The 18,657-nt window shown below is 43.7% G+C and carries 19 protein-coding genes; 5 read left to right on the top strand and 14 right to left on the bottom strand.

Annotation, left to right across the window (positions count from 1 at the left end; genetic code table 11):
- The first annotated feature begins 64 nt into the window (after positions 1 to 64).
- The gene (locus ACGE0T_RS04905; protein ID WP_459189420.1) at positions 65 to 1,279 is read left to right on the top strand and encodes a DUF763 domain-containing protein; all 1,215 of its coding nucleotides are present in this window, start codon (positions 65 to 67) and stop codon (positions 1,277 to 1,279) included.
- A gap of 75 nt (positions 1,280 to 1,354) precedes the next feature.
- Here ACGE0T_RS04905 and ACGE0T_RS04900 read toward each other — a convergent pair whose 3' ends face one another.
- From ACGE0T_RS04900 to ACGE0T_RS04835, 14 genes are all read right to left on the bottom strand, one after another.
- Positions 1,355 to 3,079: a trypsin-like peptidase domain-containing protein gene (locus ACGE0T_RS04900; RefSeq protein WP_459189419.1), complete on the bottom strand. Its 1,725-nt coding sequence runs from the start codon at positions 3,077 to 3,079 to the stop codon at positions 1,355 to 1,357.
- A gap of 70 nt (positions 3,080 to 3,149) precedes the next feature.
- Positions 3,150 to 3,368: a hypothetical protein gene (locus tag ACGE0T_RS04895; protein ID WP_459189418.1), complete on the bottom strand. Its 219-nt coding sequence runs from the start codon at positions 3,366 to 3,368 to the stop codon at positions 3,150 to 3,152.
- Positions 3,365 to 3,841 (bottom strand): DUF3990 domain-containing protein, encoded by a 477-nt coding sequence (locus ACGE0T_RS04890; RefSeq protein WP_459189417.1) that lies wholly within the window; start codon positions 3,839 to 3,841, stop codon positions 3,365 to 3,367. Before ACGE0T_RS04890 ends, ACGE0T_RS04895 begins: the two co-directional genes overlap by 4 nt.
- Positions 3,838 to 4,062: a DUF3791 domain-containing protein gene (locus tag ACGE0T_RS04885; RefSeq protein WP_459189416.1), complete on the bottom strand. Its 225-nt coding sequence runs from the start codon at positions 4,060 to 4,062 to the stop codon at positions 3,838 to 3,840. Before ACGE0T_RS04885 ends, ACGE0T_RS04890 begins: the two co-directional genes overlap by 4 nt.
- A gap of 184 nt (positions 4,063 to 4,246) precedes the next feature.
- Entirely contained in the window at positions 4,247 to 5,422 is a 1,176-nt protein-coding gene (locus ACGE0T_RS04880) for an ABC transporter permease (RefSeq protein ID WP_459189415.1), read from the bottom strand.
- Positions 5,406 to 6,590 carry an ABC transporter permease gene (locus ACGE0T_RS04875; RefSeq protein ID WP_459189414.1) on the bottom strand — a complete coding sequence of 395 codons (1,185 nt, stop codon included), beginning with the start codon at positions 6,588 to 6,590 and terminating at the stop codon, positions 5,406 to 5,408. The genes ACGE0T_RS04880 and ACGE0T_RS04875 overlap by 17 nt, the downstream gene beginning before the upstream one ends.
- On the bottom strand, positions 6,583 to 7,581 hold the full coding sequence (locus ACGE0T_RS04870; protein ID WP_459189413.1) for an HlyD family secretion protein: 999 nt from the start codon (positions 7,579 to 7,581) through the stop codon (positions 6,583 to 6,585). Before ACGE0T_RS04870 ends, ACGE0T_RS04875 begins: the two co-directional genes overlap by 8 nt.
- 15 nt (positions 7,582 to 7,596) lie before the next feature.
- On the bottom strand, positions 7,597 to 9,024 hold the full coding sequence (locus ACGE0T_RS04865; RefSeq protein WP_459189412.1) for a TolC family protein: 1,428 nt from the start codon (positions 9,022 to 9,024) through the stop codon (positions 7,597 to 7,599).
- Between the two features lie 456 nt (positions 9,025 to 9,480).
- Complete coding sequence (locus tag ACGE0T_RS04860; RefSeq protein WP_459189411.1) at positions 9,481 to 10,017, bottom strand: FHA domain-containing protein; 537 nt, start codon at positions 10,015 to 10,017, stop codon at positions 9,481 to 9,483.
- 259 nt (positions 10,018 to 10,276) lie between these two features.
- The gene (locus ACGE0T_RS04855; protein WP_459189410.1) at positions 10,277 to 11,644 is read right to left on the bottom strand and encodes a HAMP domain-containing sensor histidine kinase; all 1,368 of its coding nucleotides are present in this window, start codon (positions 11,642 to 11,644) and stop codon (positions 10,277 to 10,279) included.
- On the bottom strand, positions 11,628 to 12,329 hold the full coding sequence (locus ACGE0T_RS04850; protein WP_459189409.1) for a response regulator transcription factor: 702 nt from the start codon (positions 12,327 to 12,329) through the stop codon (positions 11,628 to 11,630). Before ACGE0T_RS04850 ends, ACGE0T_RS04855 begins: the two co-directional genes overlap by 17 nt.
- Positions 12,330 to 12,402: 73 nt before the next feature.
- On the bottom strand, positions 12,403 to 13,794 hold the full coding sequence (locus tag ACGE0T_RS04845; RefSeq protein ID WP_459189408.1) for an alpha-L-fucosidase: 1,392 nt from the start codon (positions 13,792 to 13,794) through the stop codon (positions 12,403 to 12,405).
- 367 nt (positions 13,795 to 14,161) lie between these two features.
- Entirely contained in the window at positions 14,162 to 15,037 is an 876-nt protein-coding gene (locus ACGE0T_RS04840; RefSeq protein WP_459189407.1) for an NAD kinase, read from the bottom strand.
- 9 nt (positions 15,038 to 15,046) lie between these two features.
- The gene (locus tag ACGE0T_RS04835) at positions 15,047 to 15,706 is read right to left on the bottom strand and encodes a CBS domain-containing protein (RefSeq protein ID WP_459189406.1); all 660 of its coding nucleotides are present in this window, start codon (positions 15,704 to 15,706) and stop codon (positions 15,047 to 15,049) included.
- A gap of 84 nt (positions 15,707 to 15,790) precedes the next feature.
- On the opposite strand from ACGE0T_RS04835, the gene ACGE0T_RS04830 reads away from it, so the two are divergent.
- The 4 genes from ACGE0T_RS04830 (at position 15,791) to ACGE0T_RS04815 (ending at position 18,645) form a co-directional block, all read left to right on the top strand.
- Complete coding sequence (locus ACGE0T_RS04830) at positions 15,791 to 16,507, top strand: pyridoxine 5'-phosphate synthase (RefSeq protein WP_459189405.1); 717 nt, start codon at positions 15,791 to 15,793, stop codon at positions 16,505 to 16,507.
- 57 nt (positions 16,508 to 16,564) lie between these two features.
- The gene (locus ACGE0T_RS04825) at positions 16,565 to 17,275 is read left to right on the top strand and encodes a MotA/TolQ/ExbB proton channel family protein (protein WP_459189404.1); all 711 of its coding nucleotides are present in this window, start codon (positions 16,565 to 16,567) and stop codon (positions 17,273 to 17,275) included.
- 29 nt (positions 17,276 to 17,304) lie between these two features.
- Positions 17,305 to 17,715 (top strand): ExbD/TolR family protein, encoded by a 411-nt coding sequence (locus ACGE0T_RS04820; RefSeq protein WP_459189403.1) that lies wholly within the window; start codon positions 17,305 to 17,307, stop codon positions 17,713 to 17,715.
- Between the two features lie 81 nt (positions 17,716 to 17,796).
- Positions 17,797 to 18,645: an energy transducer TonB family protein gene (locus tag ACGE0T_RS04815; protein ID WP_459189402.1), complete on the top strand. Its 849-nt coding sequence runs from the start codon at positions 17,797 to 17,799 to the stop codon at positions 18,643 to 18,645.
- The last annotated feature ends 12 nt before the right edge of the window (positions 18,646 to 18,657 follow it).

Here is an 18,657-nt window from a genome sequence, read left to right as displayed (position 1 = left end):
AAACATATCATATCTTTTGTTAGAAACCGGATAACCTGTTACTTTTTTAAATATCTTCGCTTGCATGAAACGAGGATATGCAGACTTACCCCTCCACTACGGGACTGTTCCGCCCTGGTTAGCCCAACGAATGTGCCAACTGGGTGGAGCCATAGTAGAAGCGATTGTTATGGAATACGGACGTCCGGCACTGTTGCAACGGCTCAGCGACCCGTTTTGGTTCCAGTCGCTGGGATGTGTATTGGGGATGGACTGGCATTCGTCGGGGATTACAACCTCTGTCATGCACGCTTTGAAGAAGGCTATCAACCAGCGCTCCGGCGAGTTGGGGATATATGTTTGCGGAGGACGTGGGAAAGCCTCGCTTCAAACCCCGGCCGAACTATTAGGCATTGCAGAAAAGACCGGGCTGAACGGAGACGAACTGGTAAGGTGCAGCAAACTCTCCGCCAAAGTAGATAATACAGCCGTACAGGATGGCTTCCAGCTTTATCTCCATTCCTTCGTTGTTACGCAGGAAGGCGAATGGGCTGTTATCCAACAAGGGATGAATGGAAACAGCCGTATGGCACGCCGTTACCACTGGTTATCCTCCACCCTGCAATCCTTTATGGAAGAGCCTCATACTTCCGTCTGTGGCAAGAACCAGGGATTAATACTGAACCTGACAGACAAGCTCGCGACACCCACCAAAGCGGGCATCCTGGAACTAACCAAAGAAACACCGGACAAGTTGATGCGGGAAGTTTCCATTATCCTGCCGCGCCATCACGAGGTAAAGGCGGAAGATGTCAATCTGAAACGTTTGGGAGCCGCACTACTATTGGCACACGAAACAAACACTTCCGACATGGAATCTTTATTACTGCTGGAAGGTGTGGGACCAAGAACTTTGCAATCGCTCACGTTGGTCAGTGAAGTAATACACGGGACTCCCTCCCGCTTTTCCGACCCGGCACGTTTCTCTTTTGCCCACGGAGGCAAAGACGGACACCCGTTCCCTGTGCCGACCAGTGTATATGATGAAACGATTGAAGTATTCAATAAAGCCATCCACCGGGCGAAGATGGGCGACAATGATAAATCGGATGCGCTAAAGAACCTGTCTAAAATCTCCCAGGAGATGGAGAAGAACTATACTCCCAGCAATTACTTCGACGATTGGGTGGAACATGAACGAAACACTTCCTATAAATACGGAGGGAAAACGGTTTACGGAGATGCTAAAAAGCCCGACGACAAGAACAAGGGCGGCATTCAGTTAAGTTTGTGGGATTAAATTAAATGCAAACGGGCACAGAATCCTGCGCCCGTCTATGTTATCTGCATCCGGACAACCGGACGGATGTATCTTTTATTTACAATGTTCCTTTATCAGCTTATCGGCAACCGGGTCACCCAGCTCTTTGGCTTTCCGGAAGGCTTCGCAAGCCTCGGCTTTCTTCTCCATACGGACATAGCAAACGCCTCTCAGACGGTAACATGCGGCAAAATCAGGAGCAATCTTCAATGCATTGTTAATGCTCTCCAATGCCTCGGCATATTTCTGCATGCGTACGTAAACGGATGCCTCTTCCGCATAGAAATCAGGAGTTTCGGGACTATTCTTTATTGCCTCTTGAATGTCCTTCAAAGCACCTTCCAAATCTCCGGCACGGAACTTAGCCTGTTCACGAAGGTAATAGAACTGTGCATTCACACGTCCGCCCATCAAATCATAATACAAGTCATAATCGGCAATGGCTTGGGGATATTGGGAGAGACGCAGTTTCCAGTCCACACGTTCCAATACATAAGTCGGAAGTTCGGGATTATTGGCAGCCTGGGCTTTTTCAATCGCTTTATCGAGCAGGGAGATTACATCGCCGATATTAAATCCGGTTATATTCTCCAATATTTTTGCTGCATAATAATAGGAAGAGGCTGAGGCCAGATCGCTATTGTTTACAAGCATGTAATCGTCATAAGCTTCCTTGAACTGCCCTTTGGCAAGGTAAATATCCCCTTCCAACTGGCGATAAGCAGGGAGGTCTTCTTCTTTGATTGCTTTCTGTACGGCATCGAGGGAAGCATCCAGTGTCCATGCGGGATTTGTCAGTGTCGTATCGTTGGCGGCAACACCTAAAACAAGTTTAGCTTGGTTGAAATAACCATCCCCTTTCTTGTCACTGTACTTGGAAGCTGTTTTGATATCCTCCAAAGCCATCGTCAGGTATTTTTCCTGTTCGGCAGGAGTCTTTCCGAATGTAGCCCGGTTGTATGCATACAGGTTGGAGCGGCTTAGGTAACCTTCGGAATTATCGGGGAAGGTTGAGATAAAGTCGTTTATTGTTTCCAGTTGTTTTTCCGGAGACTGTGAACTGTTTACCAGATAGAGGGCTACGGTAGCCTGGTCTACATCGGCAGGCCATGCTTTCTTGATTCCGATATTGTTATAAACCGCATTCAGGAAATCGGCGGAAGCAATAGCCAGGCTATTGGCATAACCGGCAGACAGGGCATAACAAACATCTTTGTTGCCTGAAGCGTCAGCCTGTGCAAGTCCCAGCACTTCACCTTCCGGGGTAAGCAGCGGGGCACTCAGGTTGTTTGTGTCGAAAGGGATATTCAGTTTGTAATATTTATAACTGTCTTTCAGGTTGGTTACTTCCGTAATTGCGCCGGAAAGGAAGTTCGGTTTCTTATCGGTAGAATAAGGAAGCATATAAACCTCTGTTCCGTTAGCGACCGGTTCGGCCGCAATGGCAAGGGAAGCAGATTTCTTAGGCACGGCAACCTTGAACTTTACCACATCGTATAATTCGTCGGCCCCTAAAATATGTTCAACCGGGAATGTCTTTCCTTCACTGTCGGTTACGGTAGCCTGCACGGCACCTTCGAACAAATCATAAGATGCGACAGCTTCGCCCGTCTGGGAGATGAAGAAACCGGTTCCAGTAAGCTGTTTGCCTGTTTTATTCGTGGTTGTGATACTAATTACAGCTTTTTGGGCTTTATCAATCCATTTAGGTGCTTTCTTCTGAGCAGATACCCATAGGCACTGGCTGCAAAAAAACATAAATAGCAGTACTCGTTTCATTTTTATTTCATGTTATCAGATATGGGCACAAATGTAAGGAATTATCATCAATATATTTGAAAATAGCTAATTATTCCATTTTGCCTTTTTCTATTTCGTTTTTCAAAAAATCATAAACGTAGAGAGGACTTTGAAAATAGAGTCCGGTCTTTGTATTTTGCAACTTGGCATAGGTATCCGATGTATATAAAGTATGTAAGGCTGTCTTCATATCCATATTAAAATCCTCCATCAGCAACAAGACAAGGTCTTTTGATAAACTTTCTATCAAATAGTCAGCATCACTCATATTTTCTTTAATAAATTAATTGCACATTCTGTCCCAAAGTAATATTGAATCGTTATTCCTTTCATGTATTTCAGCCGTTCTATGAAAGTAGGCAAATCAATTTCTTTTTCCATATACTTACGTATCTGGAGACCAACGCGATCATTTGCAATAGGACCTATTACTATATCATAATCAAATATATTTTTCGATGTAGGGTTGTTCCTATTTGCAAAAATAAAATCAGCCCACTCGGTATCATATGCTGTAAATATTTTCACTTTCAAAGAAGAACTTTCCAACATCTTTTCATCGAACTCAAAGATATTGACTACCGGATTACCACCTATCTGTTCAGCTTTATAATCTGCCATAGCCATCGCCTGTTCTCTGTCTGCCGAGAGGTAAAATCCTTTGCCGAAATCTTTGTTTGGCTTAGACTTCCGGAGATCTATTTTCTCTATGTCAATTGTTGTTCCATGATAAAGTTTCATTGAATTGCTCCTCCAAAGCGCCGGCAATAAGCTGTTATATCCGAGATTACATCTTCAAAACGTTGTGTATGGGCTATATCATAATGCTTGTCGATAAAATCTATTGCTTTATAGCGTTCCAAGTAACGATATGCCTGACTGGATGTAAGTGAATGTGCTTTTGCAAACTCACTTATCAAAGCAATCATATATTCAACTTTATCTTTTATATTAAAGTCCATGCGAATTTATCATTTATGAATTGTCACAAAGATAACGATTCGTTGGGAAATGCAATAAAAAGAGTGCACATATCCCCTGTTTTCAAAACATAGGTGTTTTGAATGCAAAGCATATATGTTTTAAATGCAAAACACCTATGTTTTGAAAACAGGGTGTCAATACTTGACCTTTCCTGAAAATCGTTTACAGATTCAAATTCCGTTTATATACCCAGCAGGCAGTAATGAAATACACCGCACACTGTATCCACAAGGTCAGGTATTGTACATGTATCTCGGCCATCGAGGCGCCCATCGAACTTAGCTTGACATATGCCAAAGCTGCCGGAGCTACTGGCACCACATAATGAACGGCTTGCCAATACCAGGGCATAAGCTCCATCGGATAAGAAACACCGGAAAGGAAAATCAAGCCGACAGAGAAGAAAGCAATCATCAGCAAAGGGGCATCCGAATCGGTAAAGAACAAAGAAGCCGTCAGCCCGAAGAAGCAGGTGGATAGAAGGAACGGTATCAACAACATTATAATATACATGCCATTCCCTATTTCCGGCAAATCAAATAGCAAGGGTATCAAGCCCAACAGGAAAAGGGCAAATACCGCATAAAGCATTGTATAGACAAATGTTTTTCCGGCAACAAGGCTGACCGCCCATTTCCAGGTAGGTTCATAGCGCCTCAACAGATGTTTATGCCGTTCCCTCCCGCTAACCATGCCTATCACCATCAATAATGTCTGGAAGATAATCACAATAAGGACAGCGGGAATCAGGTAACTGCCATATCCTTCCGTCGGATTAAACAAGGCGGTTCCGACAACTTGAATCGGTTGGGCCGAAGCCAGTTGTGCTGCGTCTTTTACAGGCAGAAAGACGACCATATCCGCACGATACTCATCGTTCAGTGCCAGCATAGAAGCAGACGAGGCTTCCTGCATCGCCATATAATAAAGGAAAGCACTGGTCGTTTCATATAGGATGAATATAGACTCATCTCCTTGTGCCACACGGTCTTCGAAATCGTAGGGCAGATACAGGATACCTGCAACATCTCCTTTCTTCATCAAATCCTGTGCCTCGGTGTAATCCATGCCGGTAGACAGGATATGTACCTGCGGAGTAGCATCCAGCAGGCGGATGTACTTACGGCTCAGTTCGCTTTTTGAATTATCCACGACCGCAACCGGCACTTCACGAACCAGGTCAGGTGCATACATATAATTATAGAGTAACCCGTAGACGAATATTCCGCCCATCAGCACAAGCAGAATGGCGTAACTGCCGGAGATGGTACGGAATTCATCACGGATAATTCCGCTTATACCGGAAACTATCTCTTGTATCTTATTCAATATTTTCATATTTACCGCTTAATATTGCCCGCTTCAGATGAGGCAGCATCACCAATGCCGTCAGCAGGAAGCAGAAAAGTACACTGAAATTCCACCATGTATAAGCAAAGCCGTAATCCCCGTAAAGCAGATTCTGGGTAATCTCCACAAAATGCCTTACCGGAAAGAAATAGGAGGCATAATAGACAGGTTCATACATGGATGGAACCGGAAACGTAACGCCCGATAAAGTCGCCCCCAAAGAACCGACCATCGAAACGATACTGATAATAATGCCCATAGCCGGAAACAGGGAAAACAGGAATAACCCGAGTGCCTGCGAAGCGATGACAAGCAAAACCGCCGTCAGGTTCAAGACAAAGAATCCACAGGAAAAAGGGATATTCATGATGCCGAACATCACATAATTAGCCAATATTGCCATTACACTGAAAATAAGGGTATAGGGCAATAGCTTGGCTGTAACCGCCACAAACATATTCATCTTCCCGGCGGCAAGCCAGTCATCGCCGGTATGGAACTTTATCTCGCTGCCTACGGCATAAACAGTCGTCAGCAGGACAAGCACCTGCAGGAAGACAAAGAAAAAAGGATTACTCAGATACACCGAATAGTCGAGGTCCGGATTAAACAGGGGATGGCTTTGCGACTTTACCGGTAGCAGGAAAGAAGAAATCTGCTGCTCTCCTATCCCCATACCGGTTGCCACAGAGACGACCGGAGCCAACGATAAAGTCCTCAGCACGGTTTCAAATGCGCCACGCACCTCTCCCCCGACACTCAACAGAGCGTAATGATAATAATAGGAAAGAGTTGCATCACGTCCGGCAACGGCATCCGCTTCAAAATTATCGGGGATGACCAGATATCCGTATATCTCTTTCGCCTGCGTAGCTTTCCTTGCCGTTTCTTCATCCACAAAATGACGGGTGACGCGGAAGGTAGGAACGGCTTCCACCTGACGGGAGAGTTCCCGCGAAGTAGCGCTCTGGTCTTCATCCACAATGCCTACCGGTATATTTTCCATCTGTCCGTTGCCGAAAATGGTAGACATAAAGAAGATAGAAAACAAAGGCAGGATGATACAGACACCGAAATACAGGCGCCGGGACACCATCCGGTCCAGTTCACGCCGGAAGACGGAATAAAAGGCACTATGTTGTTTTATTTCATTCATTTACATTATCCAGATTTACCAATACAGACATACCCGGCCGGAGTCCGTCCACTTTGGAGGTCGGCAATGCATGTATCTGGAAGGTACGCAAATCGTAACTGCCGGTTTGTTTGGTAGACTTCCAGGTTGCAAAGCTTCCCAGCGGGCTGAGGTAATTAATTTTAAATTCGATATTTTCGCGGGCAATAGCCGGAATATCCGCCCTGAAGGTTCCTCCCATCCGGAAATGGGGAAGACGGTCTTCACGCACATTCAGCACCACGTGTACATCGTCCAACACCACCAGGTTCATGATTGGCATTCCGGCACCCACCAACTCACCCCGCTTGGGGAAGATAGAGGATATCTGACCGGATTCGGGAGCTGTCAGCCGGGCATCCTGCAGGAGGGCGGCAACTTCTTCCACACTGCCTGCGGCAGCATTTACCAGCGAGCGGGCGCTTTCTTTGTCTTGCACCTGTGCACCTTCCAAAGCCATCTGGTATTGGCTGTAAGCGGCACGTTCGGCAGCCTGGGCTGCTTCATAAACGGCTTTCACCTCATCCAACCGCTGGGAAGGGACCACGCTGTCTTTATAAAGAGCTTCCACACGGGTGTAGGTGGTCTTGGCAAGCATCAGGTCGGATTTCGATTTATCCCACAACTGTTTCATCGTCGTAACGATTTGTTTACGGGTTCCCTCGTCTATCTTTTGATGCTGGAAACGGGCGATATTCTCGAGGGCATTGACTTGCTGGTATTTTGCCAAAGCCTCGGGACTGTTGATTACTACCAAAGTATCACCCGCCTTCACATAATCCCCCTCTTTGACAAGGAAGGTATCGATACGACCGGGCAACTTACCGGATATACGTATTTCCGTAGCTTCTATCTGTCCCTGGAGAATGACCGGTTTCTTTTTCAGCAACAACATGCCTATTGCCGAAATGATAATAACGACGCCTAATACGACAACGAAGGCGACCGATAGATATTTCTTTGTTTTATCCATAGTGATTATGATGTTTTATATTTCTGTTTTTCCTTCCCTGCGATATTGTTCGAACCGCTCTGGTATGCCACACACGGAAAGCAGGTTGGCAAGTGCCACATCGTATTGGTAATAAGCGAGCAGGAAAGCTGTTTTAACTTTCGACAGCATGACTTCGGCATCTACCACATCCGATGAGGTGGCCATTCCTTCGCGGAAAGACTTCATGCGGATACGGACCAGTTCTTCACTCATTTCGCGTGTCGTATTCAAGGCGTTTACATTATCCAGTGCATTTTGCATCTGGGTATGGAATTTATCGACGCCAACCTGCAAGTCGGTTACCGCTTTCTCTTTGCCTATAGCCAGCGACTGGCTGGTGAGGCGTGCCTGGCGGATACGTTTCTCGCGGTCTAACCCGTCGAATATATTCCATGTGAAACCGATACCCACCATAGTACGGGGCATCAGGTATTTATCGACTCCGTTTGCATAAAGCGTCTGTTTGCCAATTAAAGCAATCGTCGGGAAATAAGCGCTTCGTCCCATTTTGAGTTGGTTTCCGGCTATGCTTTCCTGTAGTTTCAGTTGGTTCACCATATAATTGCTATACGGAACCATCTCTTTGAAATAACCGGCCGAGGGAAAACTTTCGTTGATGAAGAGCGGGGTGGTTGTACGGATTTCCGTATCATCCTCCATATTGATAAGGCTTTTTAATGCCTGGGAAGCCACTTCCAGGTCTTTGCGTGCCGATTCCAGTTCCCGTTTGGCTTCATCCATGCTCACTTGGGCAAACAGGCGTTCGGCACGGTTTATCATTCCCTGCTCTTCCAGCTTTACTGCCTGGTCATAGTGGGTTTTTAAAGATTTATACGTTTCTTCTTTCACTTCCACCACACGTTGCCCCAGGCGCAAACCGAAATAGCTCTCGATAAGCAATGCATGCTGGTTGGCTCCTACCTGCTCCCTGTTTATCTCGGCGATAGAAACCAGTTCCTTTCCGATTTTTCCGGCATAGATACGTTTACCTCCCGTAAAAACAGGCCAGGTCAGATTGGCATCGATAGAGGTTACATTCCGGGAGACTAACGGGAATGTCAGTGTGTTCTGCCCTATCTTATCGAGAATGGATGAAATAAGCTGGTCGTCGGGCAGGATAGAATGGACAAAATCCTTCGCCGGGTCTGTGTACTGGTTAAGGGGCTGACGTACTTCCACCGGATTCGACATGTGGAGATAAGCTCCGGTCGCGTTGAGAGTGGGATACCAGAAGGCGTTTAGTTTCTGATGTTCATTTTTTGCCAGCTCAACCTCCTTCCCTGCCAGTTTCAAACTTCTATTCTCCTTTTGAAGCAACGAATATGACTGCTCCAACGAGAGTTCCATAACGTGGGTTTGGGCAAAGGCACAAGCAGGAAACATCAACAGGATGATGCTGAAATACCTTAAGTAATAAATCATATTATCGTTTAAATTTAGTTTTTGCGAATTTTATGACTTATAACAAGGCGGAAACGGGGATTGTTCCCAATCAGCATAAATTGCTCAGTCCGGATAGCACTCAGTAAAAGGCTTTTAACAAATACATAAGTAGCCGGAAACAGCCAATAAAACACTAAGTAAAAGAAACTTAGAAAGGTTTTAACCGATAAAATCTAAAGGTTTGTTTATTTTGTTTTAACTTCTTTACGTTAAAGGGCATAATCCAAACGCCAATAGACTTGTTTTATCCACAGTATCTAAACAAATATACACAATAATGAAGTTTGAATCTTAGTTGCTACTCCGGGGATAAAAAGGAATCTTGTATCCATCATTCCGAAACCTGAACTATTTTTTCCCCCTATCTCCCTCATCGCCCTGATGTAAGAGATTAATTTTTACCCCGGAGAGCATTAAGATTAAATCCTAATGCAATTATTCCTCTTCCTTATATCCGGCTTCGTGCAATATAAATGTCGTGGCTCCGATAGTGACAACAGCACCCTCTTCAATCCGTACCTGCTCTTTTTTCCCTAACAAAACGCTACGCAGGAATGTACCGGTCAGACTGGGGAAATCACGCAAGGTATACACCAACTCTCCCTGCTTGTTTTCTTTTACGTTAATTATGCAATGTTTACGTCCCACACTGGGGTCGCTGGTAATGATAGGGACATCCACACCATCCGTATCCTTATTACGACGTCCGATGACGTTATCACCCATCACAAGAGGTAAATCCTGTTTAAATCCGAATACATTTTCAATAACCGTTATATGCCCACATGAGAAATCCGGTTCCTTTACTTCCTTTTCCAAACCATCCCGGGTACGGACAGTTTTTCTTCCCAACTTTATTTTGAACTGGGAACCACATTGAGGACAAACAAAAGCAAGGATTTTTCCTTCCTGATATTTTGTTTCATCAAAAGCTAACTGATTATCACATTTAGGACAAAATACTCTTTTCATATCGATTATTTAGAAACTTGACATTCAAAAAACATTGCAAAGGTATGTCATTTCAGAGCAAAAAAAAAGGCTATCCATCACGGACAGCCAATCTTCATTGTTAACCTTAAATCTAATACCATGAAAAACACAATGCAAATATACAGCTTTTATGTTATGTAGCATATATTTTCACTTGGAATTCTCATTACTTTAACCTGATTTAACAGATATATGCTGTAAAACATAGTTTTTGAGACAGGATTATGACATCAGGCATTCAAATATGAGGCAATTCAACTACATACGTAGTACCTTTCCCTTTTACCGATTCTACCCGGATTGAACCTCGGTGCAAGGCTATGATTTTATGAGTCAACGTCATACCTATGCCATAACCGGGCGCCTCGGACTGATTGTCGCCCCTATAAAAAGGGATAAACAGTTTTTCCAAATCTTCTTCCGACATTCCAACTCCGGTATCGGAAAAGCTGATAACAGAAATAGCTTCTTTAAAAGAGATACGGACAGAAGATGTTTTATTGGAGGAAAACTTGCAATTATTTTCTATCAGGTTAACAAAAGCAGTCTTCAACAAATAACTGTTTCCTGATACGGTAAGGACAGAGTCATCATCCGCCTCTTGCTCGAATAGCAACATAACAGAATAATCCGGATTCGCTTTCAAAACTACTTCACGGGCATCCAACAGCAATTCATCCAGCCTTACTTGCTCCATCTTTATCTGTTCCGGCAAATAATCCGCCTTTGCCAGATTCAGCAAGCCGGTAATTAATCTTACTATCTTATGAGAGTCCTGAAGGGCATTACGAATTGCACCTTTATATTCTTCCAGAGAACGTTCTTTCAAGGTTGCCAGTTCCAATTCGGCAATTAAGGCTGCCATAGGTGTACGAAGTTCGTGGGACACATTGCTGACAAACATTTTCTGGGAACAGAAAGCATTTTCCAAACGTTCCAGCATACGGTTGAATGTTTCACTCAATTCTCCCAGTTCATCTTTTTTATTTTTTACAGGAAGACGCTTGTTCATTTGTGAAGCTGTAATACCTTCCACTTCATTCACTATATCGGAAACGGGGGATAAAGCAGCCCGTGCCAAAAAATAACCGGCACCGACTAAAATGGTAATACCCAGAAATGCAAGGAAAATCAGCATCGCCCGTAAAGATTTCAACCTGTCGTAACCATATTCATCATAAGCTGCCGCCGTTATAATATACTCTTTTCCATGGAAATCATAAATAATGCCGATTGCCTGAAAATTTCCCTGAAGGAACTCTATGGACCTTTTCTCCACTATCCGATGAATCATATCGGGTGTTTCCTTGACTATATCTATATCTATCGCATCATGATATAACAGGTGGAAAGTCGTATCGTAAATAGCGACTTCCACCTCATTAATAAAATCCCGGTTATTCAGATAAATAGACTGCATGGTTTCGGCATCCACCCGGTTCTCAAAGAACAGGTTGGCTTTGGTTATTGCCTCCTTTTTCAAATCACGGAAAAACGCACTACTCCGGTTCTGTTCGCTAAACAAATAAATGGCCAGCATCAACAGTAGAAAAATAGCGGCTGTCACCCCTGTATAACGTATCGCCAGTTTACTTCGGATTTTCATAGGCTTTGGTAAGGATAAAACCCATACCCGGTTTTGTATGGATGAGCTTCAACTCAAAATCACGGTCTATTTTCTTACGCAGATAGTTGATATAAACATCTATAAAATTAGTCCCGGTATCAAAATGAGTATTCCATACCTTTTCGGCTATCTCGGTACGGGGAAGTACACGCTCGGCATGCTCTACCATATAATACAATAAATTATATTCCTTGGGGGAAAGACGGATTTCTTTTCCCCCGCGGTATACTGTCTTCGTTTTTAAATTGATACTCAGGTCGGCATAAGTCAATTCTTCCGGCTGTGGCTCCACTACCGATTCATTTTTACGCTTCAATAAGATTCTGATACGGGCATTCAATTCGCGGAAGTCAAACGGCTTTACCATGTAATCATCCGCTCCGGCATCAAAGCCTTCCAACTTATCGTCGGTGGTACCCAGTGCCGTAAGCATCAATATAGGAACATTCGGATTGATTTGCCGGATACCTTTGCACAACTCGAAACCATCCATCTTGGGTAGGATAATATCCGATAAAACCAAGTGAAAGGTAGCCGACTTAAACAAACGCAATGCCATTACTCCGTCATATGCCAACATCACTTGATAACCGGATTCTTCCAAACCGCTTTTTATCAGGTTTGCCACCCGGGGCTCGTCTTCTACAACTAATATATGGTACATATTCTTCCTATTCTATAGATGGAGTCACAAATATAAGCGTAAAAAAGGAATCTCAAATTCCGAACGGATAGAATTACTCTTCAAGCATAAGTTCTATGACCGGCATGAGCACATTAGGCTGTTTTACCGGAACAGGCATAATAAGGTCGCCCGGTTTAGACGTCTCGACCGTATGCGCTCCGGGATCGGCATGCGTCTGCGTATACCATCCCAACTCTGATGCATCGTTCAACAATTGGGCGTATTTAACCTTACCCTCATATCCCGGAAGATGCAATGATTTGGTCGGCCACTCCAATACGTGTATATACAACCTGTGCGTCTCAGGATTATAGGTGAGCAGACAGTTTTTCGGAGCTTGAAACTCATCGGGTGCCTGCGTACAACCATATATCGAGCGACTATGATATTTCATCCATTCCTCAATGCCTTTGAGCCGTTCGACAGCACGGTCTTCAAAAGTACCCCTGCCTGTCGGTCCGACATTCATAAGTAGATTTCCTCCCTTACTAACAGTCTCAGCAAGCATCACTACAAGCTGTCTGGTACTTTTCCATGTCTGCTGGTCGCGGGCATAACCGAACGACCATCCGTCAAAAGTCTGACAAATTTCCCAAGGTACACGTTCACCGTTTACTTTCGGCCATTCATAAGGAACATATAGTTCAGGGGTCAGGAAGTCCCATCCCCACGAGGTATGATTTAAGTCAGCACGATTATCGACTATAATCTGTGGTTGCAGTTTGCGAATCAGTTTCAACATACCCTCGGAATCCCATTCCTTATGCCCCTTGCCCGGATAAGAATAGTCGAGGAAAAGTTCATCGATCTGACCATATTCGGTAAGTAGTTCAGTCAGTTGGTTCTTCATGTACTGCTGATACTTCTTCATGTCGCGGTTCTTGTTGGCTTCATTCCGTTCTTCCTCAGAATCCGGTCGGTTAGGATGGGCATGGTCGTAAGTATAATGAGGATGATTCCAGTCAATCATCGAATAATAAAAACCGATACGGATACCTTCGGCCCTGAATGCATCGACCAGAGCTTTAAGTACATCCTTACCGTATGGAGTATTGGTTACCTTGAAATCCGTATATTTTGTGTCCCACAGACAGAAACCGTCCAAGTGCTTAGTAGTGACAACCACATATTTCATTCCTGTAGCCTTGGCTATAGCAGCCCATTCGGCAGGATTGTAAAGATCGGGATTGAAATAATCGAAATACCTTTGGTATCTCTCGTTGCTTGTCCTTTCTATCATTTTCATGTTTTCGTTTCTTGCCGGCATACTATACAATCCCCAATGGATGAACATCCCGAAACGGTCGTGTGTCCACCACGCCATACGTTTGGCTTTCTGTTCTTTGGTTTCTTTAGCCCACGACGGAATAGACTCTTTCTCCTGCGCATAACCGTAACTTATCCCTACTACGGCAAGCATCATCAGTAAAATAATTTTTCTCATTGTTTTTCAATTATGATATGATTAGTAATAAAAGTAAGCTAATCAGATACCCTACTCTTCCACAAAAAGAGTATTGTTCACAAAAGCGTTCGGAATTTACGCAAGGCAGAAGACACAGATTTTTCTTTTTAGTATAAACACAAAAGAACGACTTTCAGCCGCAAAGATAGGACAATTCCTTATAGTACAAAAACAAAAAAGGCCATCTTCACAGACAGCCAATCTTCATTGTTAACCTTAAATCTAATACCATGAAAAACACAGTGCAAATATACAGCTTTTATGTTATGTAGCATATATTTTCACTTGGAATTCTCATTCATTTAACCAGGTTTAACAAATACATGCTATAAAACATACTTTCCAGCTATTTCATGCGTGTATCTGCTCCCCACATAAGTTTCTCACGCAGGGTTTGGTAGAAGGTATGATTATATCTTTTTATCACTTTCGCTGTATAATCTGCTTTACTGATTTTTAATTCAATGCCTGCCGGGAATATCTCCGAGCGCCCGTCCAATGCTATCAAGAAATATTCATTCCGGCTCTCCACTCTTAATTTAATGGTATATGAATCGGGAATAACCAGCGGACGTACATTTAATGAATGAGGGGCGACAGGGCTTAATACCACATTGCTACTCTTCGGAAGGATAATCGGTCCGTTCACACTCATCGAATAGGCGGTCGAACCGGTGGGAGTCGCTATCACAAGACCGTCCGCCTGGTAAGAAGTCAGATACTCATCGTCCAAAAAGGTATGAATCGTAATCATTGAAGAGGTATCCCGCTTCAATACGGCAATTTCATTCAGTGCATAATTGTATCCCTGAAAAGAATGGTTTTCCGTATAAAGCCTCAAAAGGGTACGTTCTTCTATCCTGTAATAATTTTTGAATAATTCGTCCAACGCATCCTCTATCTCATTGCTACTGATATCAGCCAGAAAACCCAGACGTCCAGTATTGATACCTAAAATAGGAATATTCTGTTTGTTCACACGGGCCGCCGTACGCAGGAACGTACCATCTCCACCGACACTGAGGGCTACATCCAAATCAAATTCATCACCTATCAATATGCCGGTAACAGGAGGTTCATAATCCAACCCGTCCGTCAGAAAGGAGTAGAAACGGCTATCGATATAAATTTCCGATTCCTGCTGACGGAGTTTCTCAAACAAACGCTTGATTACATTTTGTTTCTCAGCCTGGTACTCACTGCCAAATACACCTACTTTCATACTACCGGTTTATATATTCATAAAATGTACCAGTTCTTCTATCCGTTGTTGCAACAAGTCATCCACCATTCCCTTCTCCATAAAATAATAAAGAACCGTATAGTTAAACCGTTCAAAACTGCGGATTACGGGAGAAGCATCTTCCAGGTCTATTTTGATAATCAGACGAAGACGTCCGGTATCCTTATCCGTATAGGAAAAGAGATTCAATACATGTGCATTATTGGATTCTATCAGGCGGGCAATATCTGTAAGCGAATAATCCTGTGGCGTTACTTCCAGAACAAATACGCTACCGGATGCTTCCGCACAGCAAAGTTCAGCCAAAATATCCACCAGCTTATCACGTGTAACGGCACCCAGATATTCTCCTTCGGGACTTATTACAGGCAGCAGGCTCAACTGGTAACGGGACATTAAAGACAGGGCCTCATGTATATGGCTGTTTTCCGTTACGCCCGGGGCAAAAATCGTCAAATCACCGATTGTGGAAGCAATGTCCGGCATGGTAAGTATATCCTTCTCCGAGACCAGACTTTTATAAGCTCCATCACTCAGCAACGGTAGATGCTTCAACTTGAAATCATCCATCAGAGCCAAGACATACTCTCCTGTGTCAAAACTTTTTAACACAGGAGGTTCCTTCGTTATGAAATCTTTTACCAACATTATTCTGTTAATTCCCTAAATACTGCTAAATTTGCCGATACTTTGTGCAAAAGTAATGAAAGAAAAAAGATATAACGATATACGATGACAAATTTAAGTGTAAACATTAACAAGGTTGCAACTATTCGTAACGCACGCGGAGGCAATACTCCCAACTTAGTTCAGGTAGCTAAAGATTGCGAAATATTCGGAGCACAAGGCATTACGGTTCATCCCAGACCTGATGAACGACATATCAGATATAACGATGTATATGCCCTGAAACCGGAGATTAAAACAGAGTTTAACATTGAAGGTTATCCTTCCGACAAGTTTATCGACCTTGTATTAAAAGTGAAACCGACACAGGTTACATTAGTTCCGGATGCACCAGATGCCATCACCTCCAATGCCGGTTGGAATGTAAAAGACCACTTCGACCAATTAAGCGAGCTGGTGGATACATTCACTTCACAAGGTGTACGTACTTCAATTTTTATCGGCACAGACCTCGAAAATATCAAATTAGCTGCTAAAACAGGTACCGACCGCATCGAACTCTACACAGAGCCTTATGCTACTCTTTACCCCAAAAACAAGGAAGAAGCAATCGCCCCCTTCATCGAGGCGGCACGTCTGGCTAAGAATTTAGGACTGGGTGTGAATGCCGGCCATGACCTGAGCTTGGAAAACCTGGAGTTCTTCAGTAAGAATATACCGGGATTAGACGAGGTTTCCATCGGACATGCGCTTATCAGTGATGCCTTGTATCTTGGCTTGAAAGAAACTATCCGATTATACAAAGAATGCCTGAACAAATAAAAAAGTTCTGGCTGAAAAACAATGTTAAGTATTCATTTTCAATTAATTTAATCCAATATGAGTATTCTACTTTCCCTGCAGGCTGTAGGTTCACAGGCTGCAGAACAGATGCCGGAGTTAACGGCTGTAACCGTCCCGACCGAAGCTGAAATTAATGTAATAGACCTCGCCTTCAAAGGGGGATGGATTATGATTGTATTATTGCTGTTATCATTAATGGCATGTTATATATTCATCCAACGCCTGATGGTTATCCGCCGTGCAGGAAAAGAAGACGAAAACTTCATGAACCGTATTAAAGATTATATCCATCAGGGCAAGATTGATTCTGCCATCAAGTTATGCCGCAGCATCAATACTCCCTCCGCCCGTATGATTGAAAAAGGTATCAGCCGTTTAGGACGTCCGATGAATGACGTATTGGTTGCTATCGAAAATGTCGGTAATATCGAAATTGCCAAACTGGAAAAAGGTTTCCCTTTGATTGCCACGACAGCAGCAGGTGCCCCGATGTTAGGGTTCCTTGGTACTGTTACCGGTATGGTTCGTGCATTCTTCGATATGGCAAATGCCGGTACAAATGTAGACGTTTCCTTACTGTCCGGAGGTATTTATGAAGCCCTGGTTACTACGGTAGGTGGTCTGGTTGTAGGTATCATTACCCTTTTTGCCTATAACTACCTGGTTTCACAGGTCGACAATGTTGTCCATAAAATGGAAGCCCGCACCATGGAATTTATGGACTTATTAAATGAACCTGCAAACTAATCAAGTGACAACTGTCAACTTATAAAATTATGGCTTTAAAACGAAGAACAAAAGTAAATGAAAGTTTCAGCATGGCTTCTATGACCGATGTCATATTCCTGCTGTTGATTTTCTTTATGGTTACCTCAACCGTAGTGATTCCGAATGCCATTAAAGTGACTCTGCCGCAAGCCCAGAAACAAACGGCAGCCAAACCGCTGACGCGTGTCACTATTGATGCAAACCTGAATTACTATGTCGCATTCGGTAACCAGCGGGAAACGCAGGTTTCATTTGATGAAATTACTCCTTTCTTGCAGGATAGCTACGCAAAAGAACCTGAAATGTTCGTAGCTTTATATGCAGACGAAACGGTACCCTATAAAGAAATTGTAAAGATTTTGAATATTGCGAACGAAAACAAATTCAAGATGGTGCTTGCCACCAGAGCTAAAAAATAGTTGACCGTTAACAAGTGACAGCCGACACCCTTGTCGCTGGTAACCGTCACTTGTCAACTATCAACTGTCAACTGAAATAATATGAAGTTTAACAAAGATGACATATACGGTTTAGTCGGTTCGATAGCTTTTCACCTGGCTATTCTGCTGTTCTTGTACTTCTGTGTGTTGAAAACGGTCGTTCCGGATGAAGATGGAGGTGTACTGGTCAACTTCGGTAATGTAAATTCCGCAGCCGGCACTTTCGAACCTCAATATACCGGCCAGGAACTGCCTCAGGAAACAACCACTCCTCCCCCGCCCGTTCCGGAACCTAAAGTGGAAGCCCCGAAAGAGGAACTAATCACTCAAGATCTGGAAGAAAGCGTTGCTCTTAAAGAAGAGAAAAAGAAAAAAGAGGAAGAGCGTAAAAAAGAAGAAGAGAAGAAACGGAAAGAAGAACAGGAAAAAGAACGCATCCGCAAGGAAGAAGCTGAAAAGAAACGTATTGCAGAAGAACAACGAAAGAAGGAGCAAGCCATCCAAAACAAGGTGGCCGGTGCATTCGGTATGGGTAGCGCAAAAGGCAACAGCCAGGGTGATGCTGAAACCGGAACCGGCAACCAGGGCAGCCCATTTGGAAACTCTGACCACGGAGCAAACGAAGGTGTTGGCGGCTATGGTTCTTTCAACTTGAACGGACGCTCCATCGGTGCCGGCGGTCTTCCCCGTCCTGCTTATACTATCCAGGAAGAAGGTAAAATTGTTATTAATATAACAGTAGACCCAAAAGGCAATGTAATATTAGCCGAAATCGGGAAAGGAACAAATATTGATAATGCCTCAATGCGTAAAAGTGCATTGGATGCTGCAAAGAAAGCTAAATTCAACAGTATTCAAGGAACTAACAACCAAAGTGGTACAATCACATATGTATATAAACTGAAATAAGTATAACCCCTA

This window comes from Parabacteroides sp. APC149_11_2_Y6 (assembly GCF_054506995.1).
The sequence above is the reverse complement of the archived record's forward strand: the minus strand, read 5'-3'. Positions and strand labels throughout refer to the sequence as shown.

Bases quoted from the DNA above. Each gene is read 5' to 3' on its own strand.
- ACGE0T_RS04825 (WP_459189404.1), top strand. From the start codon at position 16,565: ATGAGTATTCTACTTTCCCTGCAGGCTGTAGGTTCACAGGCTGCAGAA.
- ACGE0T_RS04835 (WP_459189406.1), bottom strand. From the start codon at position 15,706: ATGTTGGTAAAAGATTTCATAACGAAGGAACCTCCTGTGTTAAAAAGT.
- ACGE0T_RS04865 (WP_459189412.1), bottom strand. From the start codon at position 9,024: ATGATTTATTACTTAAGGTATTTCAGCATCATCCTGTTGATGTTTCCT.
- ACGE0T_RS04820 (WP_459189403.1), top strand. From the start codon at position 17,305: ATGGCTTTAAAACGAAGAACAAAAGTAAATGAAAGTTTCAGCATGGCT.
- ACGE0T_RS04890 (WP_459189417.1), bottom strand. From the start codon at position 3,841: ATGAAACTTTATCATGGAACAACAATTGACATAGAGAAAATAGATCTC.
- ACGE0T_RS04885 (WP_459189416.1), bottom strand. From the start codon at position 4,062: ATGGACTTTAATATAAAAGATAAAGTTGAATATATGATTGCTTTGATA.
- ACGE0T_RS04855 (WP_459189410.1), bottom strand. From the start codon at position 11,644: ATGAAAATCCGAAGTAAACTGGCGATACGTTATACAGGGGTGACAGCC.
- ACGE0T_RS04845 (WP_459189408.1), bottom strand. From the start codon at position 13,794: ATGAGAAAAATTATTTTACTGATGATGCTTGCCGTAGTAGGGATAAGT.
- ACGE0T_RS04875 (WP_459189414.1), bottom strand. From the start codon at position 6,590: ATGAATGAAATAAAACAACATAGTGCCTTTTATTCCGTCTTCCGGCGT.
- ACGE0T_RS04905 (WP_459189420.1), top strand. From the start codon at position 65: ATGAAACGAGGATATGCAGACTTACCCCTCCACTACGGGACTGTTCCG.
- ACGE0T_RS04880 (WP_459189415.1), bottom strand. From the start codon at position 5,422: ATGAAAATATTGAATAAGATACAAGAGATAGTTTCCGGTATAAGCGGA.
- ACGE0T_RS04900 (WP_459189419.1), bottom strand. From the start codon at position 3,079: ATGAAACGAGTACTGCTATTTATGTTTTTTTGCAGCCAGTGCCTATGG.
- ACGE0T_RS04815 (WP_459189402.1), top strand. From the start codon at position 17,797: ATGAAGTTTAACAAAGATGACATATACGGTTTAGTCGGTTCGATAGCT.
- ACGE0T_RS04830 (WP_459189405.1), top strand. From the start codon at position 15,791: ATGACAAATTTAAGTGTAAACATTAACAAGGTTGCAACTATTCGTAAC.
- ACGE0T_RS04860 (WP_459189411.1), bottom strand. From the start codon at position 10,017: ATGAAAAGAGTATTTTGTCCTAAATGTGATAATCAGTTAGCTTTTGAT.
- ACGE0T_RS04840 (WP_459189407.1), bottom strand. From the start codon at position 15,037: ATGAAAGTAGGTGTATTTGGCAGTGAGTACCAGGCTGAGAAACAAAAT.
- ACGE0T_RS04895 (WP_459189418.1), bottom strand. From the start codon at position 3,368: ATGAGTGATGCTGACTATTTGATAGAAAGTTTATCAAAAGACCTTGTC.
- ACGE0T_RS04870 (WP_459189413.1), bottom strand. From the start codon at position 7,581: ATGGATAAAACAAAGAAATATCTATCGGTCGCCTTCGTTGTCGTATTA.
- ACGE0T_RS04850 (WP_459189409.1), bottom strand. From the start codon at position 12,329: ATGTACCATATATTAGTTGTAGAAGACGAGCCCCGGGTGGCAAACCTG.